Here is a 17017-nt window from a genome sequence, read left to right as displayed (position 1 = left end):
CGGCCTTCCCCACGGGAGGCGCCCTATCGCACACGGCCGGCGACGGATTAGGATCGAATCCGAAGCGGAGGATCGGGCGATGAAGGCGCAAGAAGCTGTCGGGCTTTGGCCGGACCTGCCGTTCGCGCAGCTCCAGCCCACCGCCGAGACGCTACAGCTCTGGTGCCAGGTGGTCGGGAAAGTCCGGCTGTCCTGTGCGCCGTGGCTCAATCACGCCTGGCACGCGACACTCTATGTTTCGGCGCGTGGGCTCACGACCTCGCTGATACCCCATGGCGCCGTTGCGCTCGAACTGGAGTTCGATTTCGTAGCCCACGAGCTGGTCATCCAGATCAGCGACGGCGGCGAGCGCCGGATCAAGCTGACGGTGAAAAGCGTGGCCGATTTTTACGGCGAAGTGATCGACGGGCTGGCGGCGTTGGGCGTCCCGGTGACGATCGACCCGACGCCCAACGAAATGGCCGACGCGACGCCCTTTCCGCAGGACACGGCCCCGCGCGCCTACGATCCGCATATAGCGCAGAGCTATTGGCGCGCGCTGGTCCAGATCGATCGGGTGTTCAACCGCTTCCGTACCGCCTTCCTGGGGAAATGCAGTCCGGTGCACCTGTTCTGGGGCAGCTTCGACCTCGCGGTGACCCGGTTTTCCGGCCGACCCGCCCCCCTGCATCCCGGCGGGGTCCCTCACCTGCCCGATGCGGTGACGCGGGAAGCCTATTCGCACGAGGTTTCGAGCGCGGGTTTCTGGCCTGGCGGAGGCGGCGTCGACGAACCCTGCTTCTATTCCTACGCCTATCCTACGCCCGATGGATTCGCGTCCGTGGCGGTCGATCCGTCAGCAGCCCGCTTCGCCCCCGGGCTCGGCGAGTTCCTGCTGCCCTATCGGGCGGTCCGCGGCGCACCCGATCCAGACGCCGCCCTGCTCTCGTTCCTTCAGAGCACCTATGACGGCGCCGCTGATCTCGCCGGCTGGGATCGCGCGGCGCTCGAATGCGCCGAAGGTCGTGTGGGCCGTCCGCGGGTCGTGAATTGACACCCTCCGAGGGGACGTCCACGTCCGGGCTGTGCTAAGAATTCGCCCGACGCGTACCTTATATCCCACCAGGTCGCCCCTCCCTTCCAAAGGAGATGCCTTTGGCGTCCACACCCGCCCTGCCCGCAAAGCCAATCCACTATCCCACGGCCGCCGAGCGATCCGCCGATCGCTGGGTCCACGTCGTCGGCCTGTCCGCGGCGGCTGTTGGCGGCCTTGTCCTGACAGGGCTTTCGATCGGCTTCGGCACGTGGACGCAGGTCCTGGCCATCGGCGTCTATGCGGCCTGCCTGATCGCCACCTTCCTCTGCTCGGCCGCGTACAACCTAGCGAGCCCGCGTCGACAGCCGCTGCTTCGCCGCTTCGATCACGCGGCCATCTTCCTGATGATCGCCGGGTCCTATACGCCGTTCACCACCCAGCGGTTGCACGGCCCTCTGGCGATCTGGATGACGGGAGCGGTCTGGGCGACGGCGATTGGCGGCGCCTTCGGCAAACTGTTCCTGCCGGGACTCTCCAATAGAATCTGGATCGTGGTCTACCTGGCGATGGGTTGGCTCGCCATCGTCGCCATCAAACCGCTTCTCGCCGCGACCTCGATCATCAGCTTCGTCCTGCTGATCGCAGGCGGCGTGGTCTATTCGACCGGCGCCCTGGTCTATGTCCGCAAGCAGCTCGCCTATCGACGTGCGCTCTGGCATGGGTTCGTCGTCGCCGCCGCGGCGACCCACTACGCCGCCATCCTGACCGGTGTCGTCCTGTTCGGAGCGCGATAGGCGCGGGGGGCCGGGACGCCTCAGGATGAGCTCAAAGCGAGCGATCCCCTCTAACATTTCACAGCCGCAAGCTTAGCCATGGACAGAGGTCGCAAATACACGCTAAGCGCGCGCGATGAAGCTCAGATGGATCGAGATCGTTTGTGTCCTGATAGCCGGGGGGCTGTTGATCGCATCCTGCAGCGGCGTGTTTCACTGACCGCCTGATCCACCGCCGACAAGGCTCATCGCGCTGGGACAACCCTACTCCGATAGAGCGTCGGCCAACTTGGTTCCCCGCCGCCACACCGCTCCTGGCGGCTCGCGTCGGACACCTGAAAGTTATGGCCGTCATAGGTCCACTGAGTGCTCAAACCGCAATCCGCGACGCCGCGCCCCTTGGCGCTTTCGGCCAGTGTGGCGGTCTTCGGATCATAGGACGCTTCGGTATATTCGCCGGCCGTCTTGGAGTCCTCGGGGGCGGATGTGGGCGCTCGAGGCAACGCCAGCAACTTGGCGCGACTGGGCTCGGCGCGTGGTGTTCGGAACACCAGGTTGGAGCTCTGGTAGGCCCCGTCGCTGCATTCGACGACAACGATGGCCTCCTCTGCATTCAGAGGCTCCGCGGCGTCCTCATCCCTGCGCTGCGAGTCGCAATCATGCGCCTTGAGGATTTGAGCCTGAGTTCGCCGCACGGCCATGATCAGAGCGCCGGAGTCCTTCAACGGAGTGGACAGCACGGCGGCGTGGATGATCGGCGGGGCCGGGGCCGGTGGCGTAGCCGAAGCGGGCGCAGGGCCGGTGCGGACTAGGGCGCTGGCGTTTCCCAGCCGTCCCTGGACCTCGTCCATCGCCAGCAGCACGGCGGAGAAGCCCTTCAAGGTCGCCTGGGGCGTCTTGGCGGTAGCGGAGAAGGACAGCAGGGTCCCGTTGCGGATCATCCGCATGAAATCCAGCGCAGCCTTGCCATCGAGCGTACGTTCCGTGGGCTCGCTGGTCCGCCCCCAGCCGTGAACGCCGATGGGATGGCCGTCCAGCCGGGCCTTATCGACATCGAAGGCGGTCTCGGCGTTCAGGGACAGGTTCGCCTTCCCATCCGGGCCGCCGTCCCGCGTGAAGGTGACGTAGCCGATCTCGCCCGTCGCGGCCGACGCATCCGGGGCGGAGTCGTCCGGCACGAACTTGGCCACACAGCTGCGGGTATTGTCGCAGGCGAGGATCCAGTCGCCGATCTCGCGATAGATCGGCGTGCTGGCGACGGTCGCGGCCCAGCTTCGTCCAGGCTGGCCGGCGAATCCGATCGCCATGAGGGCGACCCCCGCGACGGCGGGAAGCAGGCGGCGCACGACCCGCGAAATCGATGCCGAGGACAACGTCATGGCCCTGCTCTCTCCCACCGCCCGAGGTGCGCGTAGCATCTGTCCTCGCCGCATCCGAGCGACTAGCCTTAAGGACATGACCGTTCCGCTAACAAGGCGGCCCGCCAGTATTTTCGACCGCAGCAGGATCGCCCGTGACCGAGACGACCGACATCAGCCGGCTGATCGCCATTATGGCCCGGCTGCGCGATCCCCAGAACGGATGCCCCTGGGACCAGCAGCAGACCTTCGCCACTATCGCCCCCTACACGGTGGAGGAGGCCTACGAGGTCGCCGACGCCATCGAGCGCAACGACCTGAACGATCTGCAGGACGAACTCGGCGACCTTTTGCTGCAAGTGGTGTTCCATTCCCGCATCGCGCAGGAGCAGGGCGAATTTGAGTTTCAAGACGTCATAAATTCTATTTGTAACAAGATGATACGACGTCATCCTCATGTCTTCGGGGAGGCTTCGTTCGAAGCTGTGGCCGCCCAATCCCTGGCCTGGGAGGAGATCAAGGCCGCCGAGCGGGTCGCCAAGGGGCCCGGGCGCTCGGGCGTGCTGGACGACGTCCCCTCCGGCCTGCCGGGCATGTTGCGGGCGGTGAAGCTGACCAAGCGGGCCGCGCGTGTCGGTTTCGACTGGCCGGATACGCTGACGGTGCTCGACAAGCTGCAGGAGGAGATCGCCGAACTGCAGGTCGAGATCGCGGCCGGCGATCGGGAGAAGGCGCGCGAGGAACTGGGCGACCTGCTGTTCGTTTGCGCCAACCTGGCCCGCAAGCTCGAGGTCGATCCGGAAGACGCCCTACGGGCGGCCAACGCCAAGTTCACCCGCCGCTTCCGCTTCATCGAGGCGGCGTTGTCGGCGCAGGGGCTGCGGCCGGAGCAGTCCAACCTCGCCGATATGGACGCCCTGTGGGACGAGGCGAAACGGGTCGAGAAGGCGACGCCTACTCCGCCGCCAACCGGGTCCTGATCTCGGGGAACTGCCGCTCGAAGCGGCCGAGCGCCTGGGCGTCCAGCCGTACCGAAAGCTCGAGTTCTCCATTTTCCTGTTCTCGCCGCTCGACCACGCGTCCGTGGCGGTAAAGCCAGGCCAGGGCCTCGCCATCGTCGGAGGGCAGCACCAGGTCGATGGCTGCGCTATCGTCGATGCGTTCGGCGATGCGACGGAGCAGGAGGTCGCATCCCTCCCCCGTCAGCGCCGAGACCGCCACCGCCTCCGGGCCGCTTTCACCCGCACGTCGCGCGCGGGCATGGAGCGCCGCCTGCTCGTCCTCCGGCGCCTGGTCGAGCTTGTTCCAGACCTCGATCATCCGCTCGGGCGTGGCTTCGATCCCGAGCTGTTCCAGGACGAGTTCCACGTCCTTGGCCTCGGTCGCGCTCTGAGGACTGGAGATGTCGCGTACGTGCAGGATCACGTCGGCCGACTCCACCTCTTCCAGGGTGGCGCGGAAGGCCGCGACCAGTTCGTGCGGCAGGTCGGAGATGAAGCCCACGGTGTCGGACAGGATGGCCGGCCGCCCGTCGGGCAACTTCAGGGTGCGAAGCGTCGGGTCCAGGGTGGCGAACAGCATGTCCTTGGCCAGGACCTGTCCGTCGGTCAGGCGGTTGAACAGGGTGGACTTGCCGGCGTTGGTGTAGCCGACCAGCGCGACAGTTGGATAAGGCACGCGACCGCGCGCAGAGCGATGCAGGGCGCGGGTGCGGCGCACGTCCTCCAGATCGGCGCGCAGGCGGACCATGCGGTCGGCCAGCAGGCGCCGGTCGGCCTCGATCTGGCTTTCACCGGGGCCGCCCAGGAAGCCGAAGCCCCCGCGCTGGCGTTCCAGGTGGGTCCAGGTCCGCACCAGGCGCGACCGTTCGTAGGACAGGCGCGCCAGTTCGACTTGCAGCTTGCCCTCGCGGGTGCGGGCGCGGCGGGCAAAGATCTCCAGGATCAGGCCCGTGCGGTCCATCACCTTGGCGTTCCAGGCTTTTTCAAGATTGCGCTGCTGGACGGGGGTCAGGGCGTCGTCGACCACCACGACCTGGATATCCAGGTCGGCGACCTTGGCGCCCACCTCGTCCACCCGTCCCTTGCCGAACAGGGTGGCCGGGCGCGTGGTGCGCAGTTGGATGATTTCGGCGCCCTTGATCTCAAGATCGAGCGCCAGGGCGAGACCGCAGGCTTCTTCCAGCCGGGCCTCGGGTTCGCGCAAGGCGCCGCTGCGGGCGATCTGCGGGTGCAGGACGATTGCGGACTGGGGCGGAGGGCGCCGATCGACGCCCTTCGCCTTGCCGTGTCGAGGTTGGTCTTCGGTGTCTAGGCCTCTGTCTCGGCTCAAATGTCGTCGCTCTCGGCAGGCTCATACAGCTGGACGGGTTGAGCCGGCATGATGGTGGAGATGGCGTGCTTGTAGACCAGCTGGGATTGGCCATCGCGGCGCAGCAACACGCAGAAATTATCGAACCAGGTGACCACGCCTTGCAGCTTCACACCATTGACGAGGAAGATGGTGAGCGGCGTCTTGGAGCGCCGCACGCTGTTCAGGAAGGTGTCCTGGAGGTTTTGCTTTTTGTCGTTCGACATTGTTTGTCCTTCGAATTGTAAAGGCGGACGACGAGCGCCCGCCACACACATGCATAGGCTACGCCCGAGGCCCGCCCCGTCGCAACCGTATCCCACTTGGAGGGATTACCAGGCGTTTCGCCTGGCGTGATCCAGATATAGGGCGCGAAGACGACGAGTCACAGGACCCGGTCGTCCATCTCCCACCAGGACGCCGTCGATCGCCGTGATCGGCGTGACGAAGGCGCTGGCCGCGGTCAGAAAGGCTTCGCGCGCCGTCTTCGCCTCTTCCAGGGAGAAGGGTCGCTCATCGACCCGGATCTGGATTTCGCGGGCGAGCTCGATCAGGGTGGCGCGGGTGATCCCACGCAGGATGTTGGCGCCGGTATCGCGCGTACGGAGCGCGCCGTTGGCGTCCACGATCCAGGCGTTGGTCGAGGCGCCCTCGGTGACCAGGCCGTCTTGATCTATCAGCCAGGCCTCATAGGCGCCCGCCTCCCGCGCCGCCTGCTTGGCGAGGACGTTGGGCAGCAGGCTCACGGTCTTGATATCGCAGCGACCCCAGCGTTGGTCCGGTTGGGAGATCACCGTCACGCCCTTATCCGCCTTGGCCTCCATCGCTCCCAGATCGAGCGCCTTGGCCGTCACCACCACGGTGGGCTGAGGGGCCGGCGACGGAAACGGGTGGTCCCGGCGGGCGACGCCACGGGTGACCTGCAGATAGGCCAAGCCGTCGCGGATGCGGTTTCGGCGCACGGTCTCGCGCACCACGGTCAGCAGGGCGGCGCGACTGCGCGGCCAGCCGATGCGCAGCTCCGACAGGCTCCGCTCGAGCCGGGCCAGATGGCCTTCCGCGTCGGTCAGCCGGCCGTCGAGCACCGCCCAGACCTCGTAGACGGCGTCGGCGAACTGGAAGCCCCGATCCTCGATATGGACCATAGCCTCGCCGTGAGGGAGGTATCGGCCGTTCACATAGGCGACGCGCGACATCAGTCCTCTTCGCTCTCGTCGCCGCCCCGCAAGGGCGAAACGCCCAACGACTTCAGCTTGCGGTGCAGCGCCGAGCGCTCCATGCCGATAAAGGCCGCCGTGCGCGATATATTTCCGCCAAAGCGCAGGATCTGGGCGGTGAGATACTCCCGCTCGAACACCTCGCGCGCATCGCGCAGCGGCAGGGCGATGATCCGCTCCGGCCCCATCGATCCCGCAGCCCCGGCCGCCGCGACCTCCGACGGCAGCATCTCGGCGGTGATCACCTCGGAAGGGTCGCCCGAGGCCAGGATCAGCAGGCGCTCCACATTGTTGCGGAGCTGACGGACATTGCCCGGCCAGTCGTGGATCTGCAGGGTGGCGATGGCGTCCTCGCCTAGAATCCGCTTGGGCAAGCCCGTGGCCTCGCTGATTCGGTCGATGAAGTAATCCACCAGTTCGGCGATGTCCTCGCGCCGCTCGCCTAGGCCCGGCACGCGCACCGGCACCACGTTCAGGCGGTGGAACAGGTCCTCGCGGAAACGGCCGGTTTCGATCTCCTCGCGCAGGTTCTTCGACGAGGACGAGATCACCCGCACATCGACCTGGACGTTCTCCTCGCCCCCCACGCGGCGGAAACGCTGCTCGACCAGCACCCGCAAGATACGCCCCTGGGTCTCGCGGGGCATGTCGGCCACCTCGTCGAGGAACAGGGTGCCGCCGTGGGCGCGCTCGAACACGCCGATCTTGCGCGGACGGCCGCCCTCGCCTTCCTCGCCGAACAACTCCAGCTCCATGCGTTCGGGCGAGAGGCCGGCGGCGCTGATGGCCACGAACTCGTTCTTGGTGCGCGGGCTGCTCTCGTGGATCATCCGCGCTACCAGCTCCTTGCCCGAGCCTGGCGGTCCGGACACCAGGATGCGGCTGTTGGCGGGCGCGATCTTGGACACGAGCTGACGCAGCTGCTGCACCACGGCGGAGTGGCCGATGACCCCTTCAGGGGCGATGGCCTGGGTGCGCAGCCGCTTGTTCTCGCGCTTGAGCGAAGCGGCTTCCAGCGCGCGCTCGACCACGATCAGCAGACGGTCGGCCTTGAAGGGCTTTTCCAGAAAGTCGTAGGCGCCGCGCTTGATGGCGCTGACGGCGGTCTCGATGTTGCCGTGGCCCGAGATCATCAGCACCGGCAGGTCGGCGTCGAAGCCCTTGACCAGGTCCAGCAGCTCCAGCCCGTCCAGGCCGCCGCCCTGCATCCAGATGTCCAGAATCAGCAGCGCCGGCCGACGCGCGCGGATCGCCGCCAGGGCGGCGTTGGAATCCGCCGCGGTACGCACGGCGTAGCCCTCGTCTTCCAGGATGCCGCCGACAAGGTCGCGGATGTCAGCTTCGTCGTCCACGACGAGGATATCGGTCGCCATTTGGTACCCTTAGACGCGAATCATCGCTTCAGACAGTTGCAACGCTGAAAGGTGCGGGCGCCGAGGCCGCATGCAGCGCAGGAAAGACCAGTCGCGCGCGGGCGCCCCGACCCAGGGTCGCATCGGTCAGCTCCAATTCGCCCCCGTGTTCCTCAAGGATGCGCTTGACGATGGCCAGACCAAGGCCGGTGCCCTTCTCGCGCGTGGTGACGTAGGGCTCCGTGAGCCGGTCGCGATCCTTGTTGGGCAGGCCCAGACCGTTGTCCTCGACTTCGAACACGATGCTGGTCGGCTCGATCAACAGTCGTGCGACGATGCGGCCAGGCGGTTCCGGCTGAGTGGCGACGCGGGCGCCGATCGCCTCGCCTGCGTTCTTCAACACGTTCAGCAGGGCCTGGGCGACCAGGCGTCCGTCGCAGACCAGATGGACCTCGCCTTCGGAAATCTCGCTGAGCACCTCGACGTCGGGATTGGCCACCCGTTCGGAGAATACCGCTTGGCGCAGCAGTTCGGCGGCGTCCTCCGTCGCCAGCTTGGGCGCGGGCATACGCGCGAAGGAGGAGAATTCGTCCACCATCCGGCCGATGTCGCCCACCTGGCGGATGATGGTGTCGGTGCAGCGGTCGAAAGTGTCCAGATCGCTGGTGATCTCCTTGCGGTATCGACGGCGGATTCGCTCGGCGGACAGCTGGATGGGGGTGAGCGGGTTCTTGATCTCGTGGGCGATACGGCGGGCGACGTCGCGCCAGGCCGCGTTGCGCTGAGCGGTCAGCAGGCGCGTGATATCGTCGAAGGTCAATACCAGCCCGGTTTCGCTGCGACCCGAGACGCGGACGCGAAGCCTGCGGGTGTCGGCGCCGCGTAGGATGTCCAGCTCGGCCTCGGCGTCGTGTCCGGAACTGGCGGCGCGCGCCATCACCTCAGCCATCTCCGGCGCCGCGTTCGCCAACGAGCGGCCAAGCGCGGCCGCCTCGTCCAGACCCAGCAAGGCCAGCGCCCGCGCATTGATCGCCGACACCCGTCCGGCCGCATCCAGGCCGACGACGCCGGCGCTGACCCCCGACAGGACCGCTTCGATGAACCGCCGCCGCGATTGGGCGTCCTCGCTTGCAGCCGTCAGGGCCGCCTGCTGGGTCTGAAGATCGCTCGTCATCCTATTGAATGCGCGAGATAAGACGGCGATCTCCTCAGGGTCCTTGCGGGTGTCCACCCGCGCGCTCAGATCGCCGGACGCCACCTGGTCGGCAGCCTGGACCAGACGCGAGACGGGGGCGGCGATCTGAGTGGCGACGCTGATGCCGACCCAGACGGCCCCTACTAGAACCAGCAGGCCGGTCTCCACGTAGGCGAGCAGGAAGATGGCCTGGATGCGAGCGCTGTAACGGTCCGCTTGCCGGTAGGCGATGACCGACTGCTGCGAGCGGCGAAGCTGGGCCATGATCCCCTCGCCCATCGGTCGCGCCACGTACAGATAAGCTTCCGGATAGGCCCGCAGCCGCATGACGCCGCGAACGTAGTCGGTGGAGAAGGGCGTGCTCACCTCGTCCTTTTTAGCGGCCGCCGCGATGGCCTCGGGCGGCGGGGCGAGGAAGGGCGGCGCCGACGGCTGCTCTGCGCGGGCCAGCACCCGGCCTTCGCTGTCAATCAGATAGACCGCCGCCATGTCCCGCACGACCACTTCGGTCGCCAGGATGCCGCTGAACTGCAGGCGGGAACGTTCGAAGCTGGCCTCGTTGCGGTTGAGGTCCTCGGCCATCGGCCCCATCCGGTTGCGGATGAACTCCTGCTGTTCGTCGATATAGGCGTGGGTGACGGTTGCGGCGTTGTCGACCACGGTACGCACGCGGTTGGAGAACCAGGTCTCCACCCCCTGGTTGATCAGCAGGCCGAAGAACACCGCCATGATCACCGCCGGCGCGACCGCCGAGAGGGCGAAGGTGATGACGAACCGGCGATGCAGGCGCACGCCCGCATTCTTCGCATTGGGGCCGAACAGGCTGACGACCCGCAGCGCGGCTATGCTGGCCAGTCCCAGAATCACCACCAGGTTGGCGGTGAGGACGAAGACCACGAAGCTCCGCGGCGCGGCGAGCGGGCGAGTCGCCGGCGCACCGACGGTCAGGAACACCGCCACCGCCGTCACCAGCGCGGTCAGGATAAAGAGGACGCCGAAGACGTAGGCGCCTTTGGGCCGCATCGACGCCTCGAGGGCGGCGTTGCGATCGAGGCGGTCTTCGACATCCGGCGCGATCGCTTCGGACATCCGTATAGGCTTAGCCACCTGTGCTACGTTTTCAACAGCTTGTTGCGCTGACGCGTCACCCTGGACAAGGCCGCCGCCAAGCTCCAAAAGCGCGCCATGCAATTTGCGGCCGTGATCGTGGCCGCCGGCGTCGGTCGGCGGGCGGGTGGAGAGACACCCAAGCAATGGCGCCAGGTCGCGGGAAAGCCCGTGGCGCTATGGTCCGCCGAGACGCTGATGGCGGCCGGAGCCCGGCCGCTGGTCGTGGTGATCTCCAAGGAGGACGCCGCCATCGCCGCCGAGGTCTTCGTCGGATTGGAAGGTCTCGAGATCGTGATCGGCGGGACCGAGCGAATCGATTCGGTGCGGGCGGGTCTGGACGCCCTGCGCGCGCACCCGCCCGAGGCGGTGCTGATCCACGACGCGGCCCGGCCCTTCGTGACCTCCGCTCACATTGCCGACCTGTTGGGCGCGCTGGAGCAGGCCGAAGGCGCCCTGCCCGCCTTGCCCGTCAGCGACACGCTCAAGCGCACGGGCCCCGATCGGATCGTCATCGAAACCCCGGGTCGCGACGGTCTCTGGCGCGCCCAGACGCCCCAGGCGTTCCGCTACACCGCGCTGGTGGACGCCTACGCCCGCTGGCCGGCCGGCGAGACCCCGACCGACGACGCAGCGGTGCTGGAGCGTGTGGGCGGACGCGTGGCGCTGACGCCCGGCGATCCCATGTTGATGAAACTGACCTATCCGGAGGACTTTCCCATGGCCGAAGCCTTGGCGGGCGCCGCACGCGTGGTGCGCGTGGGCCAGGGGCTCGACGCCCACCGGTTCGGAGAGGGGACGTCGGTCTGGCTGTGCGGGATCGCGATTCCTCACGACCAATCGCTGATCGGCCATTCCGACGCCGACGCCGGCCTGCACGCCCTGACCGACGCCATCCTGGGGGCGATCGGCGAAGGCGACATCGGCGACCATTTCCCGCCGACCGATCCGCAATGGCGCGGCGCGGCCTCGGACCTGTTCCTGCTGCACGCGGTGGAACTGGTGAAGCGCAAGGGCGGCCGGCTGCTGAACGTGGACGTGACCTTGGTCTGCGAACGGCCCAAGATCAAACCGCACCGCGCCGCCATGCGCGAGCGCCTCGCCAAACTGCTCGGCCTGCCGCTGGACCGGGTGAGCGTGAAGGCGACCACCATGGAGGAGATGGGCTTCACCGGCCGCGGCGAAGGTCTTGCCGCCCAAGCCATCGCCACGGTCGAAACGCCGGCCTAACCATAGCGAGGACAGATGACGGCCGAGATTATAGACGGCAAAAAGCTCGCGCAACTGGTGCTGGACGAGGTGGCCAAGGCGGTGGTCGACATGTCCCGTCCGCCGGGCCTGGCCGTGGTGTTGGCCGGTGACGACCCCGCCAGCCATGTCTACGTCAACGGCAAGGCCAAGCGCGCGAAGGAGGTCGGCTTCCACGCGGAACTGAAGCTGTTGCCGGCCGACGTGTCCGAGGTCGAGCTGCTCGCGGTGATCGACGCGCTGAACGGGCGCGACGAGATCGACGGCATCCTGGTCCAGCTCCCCCTGCCCGCGCACCTGAACACCCTGCGCATCATGGCCGCCGTGGACCCCTCCAAGGATGTGGACGGACTGCATGCGCTCAACGCCGGCCTGCTGTCCCAGGGTGCAGAGGGCCTGATCCCCTGCACGCCGCTGGGATGCATGAAGCTGATCAAGTCGGTCGTCCCCGATCTGACCGGCAGCCACGCTGTGGTCATTGGCAGCTCCAACATCGTCGGCAAGCCGGTCGCCGCCTTGCTGCTAGCCGAACAGGCGACGGTGACCCAGGCCCATATCCACACGCGCGACACCCAGTTCATCTGCCGAGGCGCCGACATCCTGGTCAGCGCCGTCGGCAAGCCCGGCCTAGTGCGCGGCGACTGGATCAAGCCGCGGGCGGTGGTGATCGACGTCGGCACCACGCGCGTGCGCCAACCCGACGGCAAGATGCGGACGGTGGGCGATGTAGCCTTTGACGAGGCCGTCGAGGTGGCGGGCGCGATCACCCCGGTTCCAGGCGGTGTCGGTCCGATGACCATCGCCTGCCTGATGGAGAACACCTTGCGGGCCGCCAGGGCGCGCAACGCTCACGCGGCGGCCTAACGGTTCCAGTCGAGCTCGTCGCCAGCCTATCTCCCGGCCGAAGCTGACCCCCTCCGTCTTCCCCCGACTTGATCGGGGGATCCATGGAACAGGTCTGTCAGCCCATGAGGCGGCGGAAGCGTCGCGCCATGGGTCCCCCGATCAAGCCGGGGAAGACGGATGAAGAGGGCGTGCACCCTTATAGGTCCCGTCCCTCCTGCCCTCGATGCAGCTCAAGAAAACGGCCCGGGAGATCGCTCTCCCGGGCCGCTTCGTATTCAACCTCGAAGGTCGGCGGTGTATCCGCCTACGCTTCCTCGGCCATCGATTGCTCGATCTGCGCGGGGAAGGCTTCGATGGCCTCCTCGCGTTGCGCCGTCAGGGCCTCGTCGCGCTGGGCGGCGATGCGCTGGAGGCCGCGCAGATAGGAGCCCGTGCCCGCCGGGATCAGGCGACCCACGATCACGTTCTCCTTCAGGCCTTCCAAGGTGTCGACCTTGCCGTGGACGGAGGCGTCGGTCAGCACGCGGGTGGTCTCCTGGAAGGAGGCCGCGGAGATGAACGAGCGCGTCTGCAGCGAAGCCTTGGTGATCCCGAGCAGGACCGGCTGGGTGATCGCGACGCGACCACCACGCTTTTCGGTCTTGGCGTTCTCTTCGTCGACCTCGGTCTTGTCCAGGTGGTCGGACTTGATCAAGCCGGTGTCGCCGGGCTCGAGGATTTCCACCTTCTGCAGCATCTGACGCACGATCACTTCGATATGCTTATCGTTGATCGGCACGCCTTGCAGACGATAGACTTCCTGGATTTCGTTGACCAGGTATTCGGCCAGGGCTTCGACGCCTTCGACGCGCAGGATATCGTGCGGGTCGGGGTTGCCGTCGATGATGTATTCGCCCTTGCTGACGAAATCCCCGTCGTGGACGGCGATGTGCTTGCCCTTGGGGATCAGGAACTCGACCGTCTCGCCATCCTCAGGCGTGATCTTGATACGGCGCTTGTTCTTATAGTCCTTGCCGAATTCGACCCGGCCCGACATTTCCGCGATGATGGCGCAGTCCTTCGGCCGACGGGCCTCGAACAGTTCCGCCACCCGCGGCAGACCGCCGGTGATGTCGCGGGTCTTGGCCGACTCGGTGGGAAGGCGGGCCAGCACGTCGCCGGGACGCACGTCGTCGCCCTCGGTCACGGACAGAACCGCACCCGCGGGCAGCAGGTAGCGGGCGTCCGCCCCGTTGGACAGGCGCAGGTAGGCGCCGTCGGCGTCCACCACGGCCATGGCCGGACGCAGGTCCGAACCACGAGGGCTGGCGCGCCAGTCGGCGACGACGCGGTTGGCGATGCCGGTGGCCTCGTCGGTCTCCTCGCGGACGGAGATGCCGTCCACCAGGTCTTCGGCGCGGACCTTGCCGCCCACCTCGGTGATGATCGGGGTGGTGTAGGGGTCCCAAGTGGCCAGGCGCTGACCGCGCTTGACCGTGTCGCCCTCGGCTACCTTCAGGCGGGCGCCGTAGGGCAGCTTGTAGGATTCCCGATCCTTGCCGTCGACCTGGATCACCACCTGCATGTTGCGGTTCATGGCGACGAGTTCGCCGTTCACCGCCCGCACGGTGGAGCCCATGGCGAACTTCACCAGGCCCTCGTTGGCGGCCTCGTAGAAGGACTGCTCCGCCACCTGGGCGGTGCCGCCAATGTGGAAGGTGCGCATGGTCAGCTGGGTGCCGGGCTCGCCGATGGACTGGGCGGCGATCACGCCGACAGCCTCGCCGATGTTGACCCGCGTGCCCCGCGCCAGGTCACGACCGTAGCAGGCGCCGCAAGCGCCGGTCGCGGCCTCGCAGGTCAGCACGGAACGGACCTTGATCGACTGCACGGCCGCCTTCTCGATGACGTCGATCAGGACCTCGTCGAGATAGGTGTCGGCCGGGATGATCACTTCGCCCGACGACGGGTCCTTGATGTCCTCGGCCGCGGAGCGACCCAGGACACGCTGGCCGAGGGAGACGAGCACGTCGCCGCCCTCCACGACCGCGCGCAGCGTGATGCCGCGCGTGGTGCCGCAGTCTTCTTCGGTGATGATGCAGTCCTGCGCCACGTCGACCAGACGACGGGTCAGGTAGCCCGAGTTCGCCGTCTTCAAGGCGGTGTCGGCCAGACCCTTACGGGCGCCGTGGGTGGAGTTGAAGTACTCCAGCACGGTCAGGCCTTCCTTGAAGTTGGAGATGATCGGCGTCTCGATGATCTCGCCGGACGGCTTGGCCATCAGGCCGCGCATCCCGCCGAGCTGCTTCATCTGGGCCTGGGAGCCCCGGGCGCCGGAGTGGGCCATCATGAAGATGGAGTTGATCTCGAGCTCACGACCGTTCTCGTCGATCGGGGCCTGGGAGATTTCCAGCATCATCTCGTCGGCGACGCGGTCGGTGGCCTTGGCCCACGCGTCGACGACCTTGTTGTACTTCTCACCCCGGGTGATCAGGCCGTCGGCGTATTGCTGCTCGTATTCGGTCGCCAGCTTGCGGGTCTCGTCTACCAGCGTGATCTTGCGCTCGGGGATGACGATATCGTCCTTGCCGAACGAGATGCCGGCCTTGGCCGCCTCGCGGAAGCCCAGCCCCATCACCTGGTCGGCGAAGATCACCGTCGCCTTCTGGCCGCAGTGGCGATAGACGGCGTCGATCAGGTTGCCGATCTCCTTCTTGGTCATCGGCTTGGCCACCATACGGTGGCCGATCGCCTGGTGACGCGGCAGCAGGGCGGCGATCTTCATCCGGCCCGGCGTGGTGTCGATCACGCGGGTGACGAGCTTGCCGTCCGGGTCCATCTCCTCGAAGCGGGCCTTGATCTTGGTGTGCAGGGTGACCACCCGCGCATCCAGGGCCGCGTCGATCTCGCCGAGGTTGGCGAACAGCTTGCCTTGGCCAGGCTCGTTCTCACGCGCCAGCGACAGGTAGTAGAGACCCAGCACGATATCCTGCGAGGGCACGATGATCGGGCGGCCGTTGGCGGGGCTGAGGATGTTGTTTGTCGACATCATCAGCACGCGCGCTTCCAGCTGGGCCTCGAGGCTCAGCGGGACGTGCACGGCCATCTGGTCGCCGTCGAAGTCGGCGTTGAACGCGGCGCAGACCAGCGGGTGCAGCTGGATGGCCTTGCCTTCGATCAGCTTGGGCTCGAACGCCTGGATGCCCAGGCGGTGAAGCGTCGGCGCGCGGTTCAGCATCACCGGGTGTTCCCGGATCACCTCTTCCAGCACGTCCCACACCGCGCCCTGCTCGCGCTCGACCATGCGCTTGGACTGCTTGACGGTGCCCGACAGGCCCTTGGCGTCCAGACGCGCGTAGATGAAGGGCTTGAACAGCTCCAGCGCCATCTTCTTCGGCAGGCCGCACTCGTGCAGTTTCAGTTCCGGGCCAACGGTGATGACCGAACGGCCGGAATAGTCGACGCGCTTGCCGAGCAGGTTCTGACGGAAGCGGCCCTGCTTGCCCTTCAGCATGTCGGCCAGCGACTTCAGCGGACGCTTGTTGGCGCCGGTGATGACCCGGCCGCGACGGCCGTTGTCGAACAGGGCGTCGACGGCTTCCTGCAGCATCCGCTTCTCGTTGCGGATGATGATGTCGGGCGCGCGCAGCTCGATCAGGCGCTTGAGACGGTTGTTGCGGTTGATGACCCGGCGATACAGGTCGTTCAGGTCGGACGTGGCGAAGCGACCGCCGTCCAGCGGCACCAGCGGGCGCAGTTCCGGCGGGATCACCGGCACGACCGTCAGGATCATCCACTCCGGCTTGTTGCCGGATTCCATGAAGGCTTCGAGGATTTTCAGGCGTTTGGACGCCTTCTTGGCCTTCATCTCCGACGGGCTGTCGGCCAGTTCGGCGCGGTGACGCTCGGCGTCCTTTTCCAGGTCGATCGCCATCAGCAGGTTACGAACCGCCTCGGCGCCGATCTCGGCGGTGAAGCTGTCGTCGCCGAACTCATCCTGGTAGCGCATGTATTCGTCTTCCGAGAGCAGCTGGTGCTGCTTCAGGGCGGTCAGGCCCGGCTCGGTGACGATGTAGTATTCGAAGTACAGGACCCGCTCGATGTCCTTCAGCGGCATGTCGAGCATCAGGGCGATGCGGCTCGGCAGCGACTTCAGGAACCAGATGTGGGCGACCGGGCTGGCCAGTTCGATGTGGCCCATGCGCTCGCGACGGACGCGGGCCAGGGTGACTTCGACGCCGCACTTTTCGCAGATGATGCCCTTGTACTTCATGCGCTTGTACTTGCCGCACAGGCACTCGTAGTCCTTGGTCGGGCCAAAGATGCGGGCGCAGAACAGGCCGTCGCGCTCCGGCTTGAAGGTCCGGTAGTTGATCGTCTCGGGCTTCTTGATCTCGCCGAAGGACCACGAACGGATCTTTTCGGGAGAGGCGAGCGAAATGCGGATCTGGTCGAAGGTCGGAGCGGCCTGGACCGGATTGAAGATATTCAGGACTTCCTGGTTCATGAGGTTTCCCAGTCTGTCGTCAGAAGGTTGGAAAGCGGGTGGGGAGGAACTGACGGCCCCTCCCCTCGCTA

General features: G+C 66.7%; 12 protein-coding genes. 5 read left to right on the top strand and 7 right to left on the bottom strand.

Features of this window, described 5'->3' with window-relative positions; all coding sequences use genetic code 11:
• The first annotated feature begins 79 nt into the window (after positions 1-79).
• On the top strand, positions 80-1033 hold the full coding sequence (locus GSQ87_RS08110; RefSeq protein WP_158914998.1) for a DUF5996 family protein: 954 nt from the start codon (positions 80-82) through the stop codon (positions 1031-1033).
• 95 nt (positions 1034-1128) lie between these two features.
• Positions 1129-1809 (top strand): hemolysin III family protein, encoded by a 681-nt coding sequence (locus tag GSQ87_RS08105; RefSeq protein WP_158914997.1) that lies wholly within the window; start codon positions 1129-1131, stop codon positions 1807-1809.
• 224 nt (positions 1810-2033) lie between these two features.
• Here the strand turns inward: GSQ87_RS08105 and GSQ87_RS08100 are convergent, their stop codons facing one another.
• The gene (locus tag GSQ87_RS08100) at positions 2034-3167 is read right to left on the bottom strand and encodes a DUF1176 domain-containing protein (RefSeq protein ID WP_158914996.1); all 1134 of its coding nucleotides are present in this window, start codon (positions 3165-3167) and stop codon (positions 2034-2036) included.
• 134 nt (positions 3168-3301) lie between these two features.
• On the opposite strand from GSQ87_RS08100, the gene mazG reads away from it, so the two are divergent.
• The gene (gene mazG, locus GSQ87_RS08095) at positions 3302-4126 is read left to right on the top strand and encodes a nucleoside triphosphate pyrophosphohydrolase (RefSeq protein ID WP_256375878.1); all 825 of its coding nucleotides are present in this window, start codon (positions 3302-3304) and stop codon (positions 4124-4126) included.
• Here mazG and hflX read toward each other — a convergent pair.
• From hflX to GSQ87_RS08070, 5 genes are all read right to left on the bottom strand, one after another.
• On the bottom strand, positions 4101-5477 hold the full coding sequence (hflX, locus tag GSQ87_RS08090; protein ID WP_371416660.1) for a GTPase HflX: 1377 nt from the start codon (positions 5475-5477) through the stop codon (positions 4101-4103). The two genes, mazG and hflX, sit on opposite strands and share 26 nt — an antisense overlap.
• Positions 5474-5722, bottom strand: a complete 249-nt coding sequence (hfq, locus tag GSQ87_RS08085; RefSeq protein ID WP_158914995.1) for an RNA chaperone Hfq — start codon at positions 5720-5722, stop codon at positions 5474-5476. The genes hflX and hfq overlap by 4 nt, the downstream gene beginning before the upstream one ends.
• Before the next feature lie 105 nt (positions 5723-5827).
• The gene (locus GSQ87_RS08080) at positions 5828-6691 is read right to left on the bottom strand and encodes a D-amino-acid transaminase (protein ID WP_158914994.1); all 864 of its coding nucleotides are present in this window, start codon (positions 6689-6691) and stop codon (positions 5828-5830) included.
• Positions 6691-8085 carry a sigma-54 dependent transcriptional regulator gene (locus tag GSQ87_RS08075; RefSeq protein WP_158914993.1) on the bottom strand — a complete coding sequence of 465 codons (1395 nt, stop codon included), beginning with the start codon at positions 8083-8085 and terminating at the stop codon, positions 6691-6693. The genes GSQ87_RS08080 and GSQ87_RS08075 overlap by 1 nt, the downstream gene beginning before the upstream one ends.
• Before the next feature lie 28 nt (positions 8086-8113).
• Positions 8114-10348 carry a PAS domain-containing sensor histidine kinase gene (locus tag GSQ87_RS08070; RefSeq protein ID WP_158914992.1) on the bottom strand — a complete coding sequence of 745 codons (2235 nt, stop codon included), beginning with the start codon at positions 10346-10348 and terminating at the stop codon, positions 8114-8116.
• A 96-nt stretch (positions 10349-10444) separates the two neighbouring features.
• Between GSQ87_RS08070 and GSQ87_RS08065 the strand changes: the two genes are divergently transcribed.
• Positions 10445-11596, top strand: a complete 1152-nt coding sequence (locus GSQ87_RS08065; protein WP_158914991.1) for a bifunctional 2-C-methyl-D-erythritol 4-phosphate cytidylyltransferase/2-C-methyl-D-erythritol 2,4-cyclodiphosphate synthase — start codon at positions 10445-10447, stop codon at positions 11594-11596.
• 15 nt (positions 11597-11611) lie between these two features.
• Positions 11612-12478 carry a bifunctional 5,10-methylenetetrahydrofolate dehydrogenase/5,10-methenyltetrahydrofolate cyclohydrolase gene (locus tag GSQ87_RS08060; RefSeq protein ID WP_158914990.1) on the top strand — a complete coding sequence of 289 codons (867 nt, stop codon included), beginning with the start codon at positions 11612-11614 and terminating at the stop codon, positions 12476-12478.
• A gap of 286 nt (positions 12479-12764) precedes the next feature.
• Here GSQ87_RS08060 and rpoC read toward each other — a convergent pair whose 3' ends face one another.
• Positions 12765-16946, bottom strand: coding sequence for a DNA-directed RNA polymerase subunit beta' (gene rpoC / locus GSQ87_RS08055; protein ID WP_158914989.1), 4182 nt, complete (start codon positions 16944-16946; stop codon positions 12765-12767).
• Positions 16947-17017: the final 71 nt, after the last annotated feature.

Source organism: Caulobacter sp. S45 (genome assembly GCF_009765965.1).
In the GTDB taxonomy this organism is placed as follows: domain Bacteria; phylum Pseudomonadota; class Alphaproteobacteria; order Caulobacterales; family Caulobacteraceae; genus CAHJWH01.
Note: the sequence above shows the minus strand (reverse complement) of the source record. Positions and strands in the feature narration are given on the sequence as shown.

Bases quoted from the DNA above. Each gene is read 5' to 3' on its own strand.
- GSQ87_RS08070 (WP_158914992.1), bottom strand. From the start codon at position 10,348: ATGTCCGAAGCGATCGCGCCGGATGTCGAAGACCGCCTCGATCGCAAC.
- GSQ87_RS08060 (WP_158914990.1), top strand. From the start codon at position 11,612: ATGACGGCCGAGATTATAGACGGCAAAAAGCTCGCGCAACTGGTGCTG.
- hfq (WP_158914995.1), bottom strand. From the start codon at position 5,722: ATGTCGAACGACAAAAAGCAAAACCTCCAGGACACCTTCCTGAACAGC.
- GSQ87_RS08075 (WP_158914993.1), bottom strand. From the start codon at position 8,085: ATGGCGACCGATATCCTCGTCGTGGACGACGAAGCTGACATCCGCGAC.
- GSQ87_RS08065 (WP_158914991.1), top strand. From the start codon at position 10,445: ATGCAATTTGCGGCCGTGATCGTGGCCGCCGGCGTCGGTCGGCGGGCG.
- GSQ87_RS08100 (WP_158914996.1), bottom strand. From the start codon at position 3,167: ATGACGTTGTCCTCGGCATCGATTTCGCGGGTCGTGCGCCGCCTGCTT.
- GSQ87_RS08080 (WP_158914994.1), bottom strand. From the start codon at position 6,691: ATGTCGCGCGTCGCCTATGTGAACGGCCGATACCTCCCTCACGGCGAG.
- GSQ87_RS08110 (WP_158914998.1), top strand. From the start codon at position 80: ATGAAGGCGCAAGAAGCTGTCGGGCTTTGGCCGGACCTGCCGTTCGCG.
- GSQ87_RS08105 (WP_158914997.1), top strand. From the start codon at position 1,129: ATGCCTTTGGCGTCCACACCCGCCCTGCCCGCAAAGCCAATCCACTAT.
- rpoC (WP_158914989.1), bottom strand. From the start codon at position 16,946: ATGAACCAGGAAGTCCTGAATATCTTCAATCCGGTCCAGGCCGCTCCG.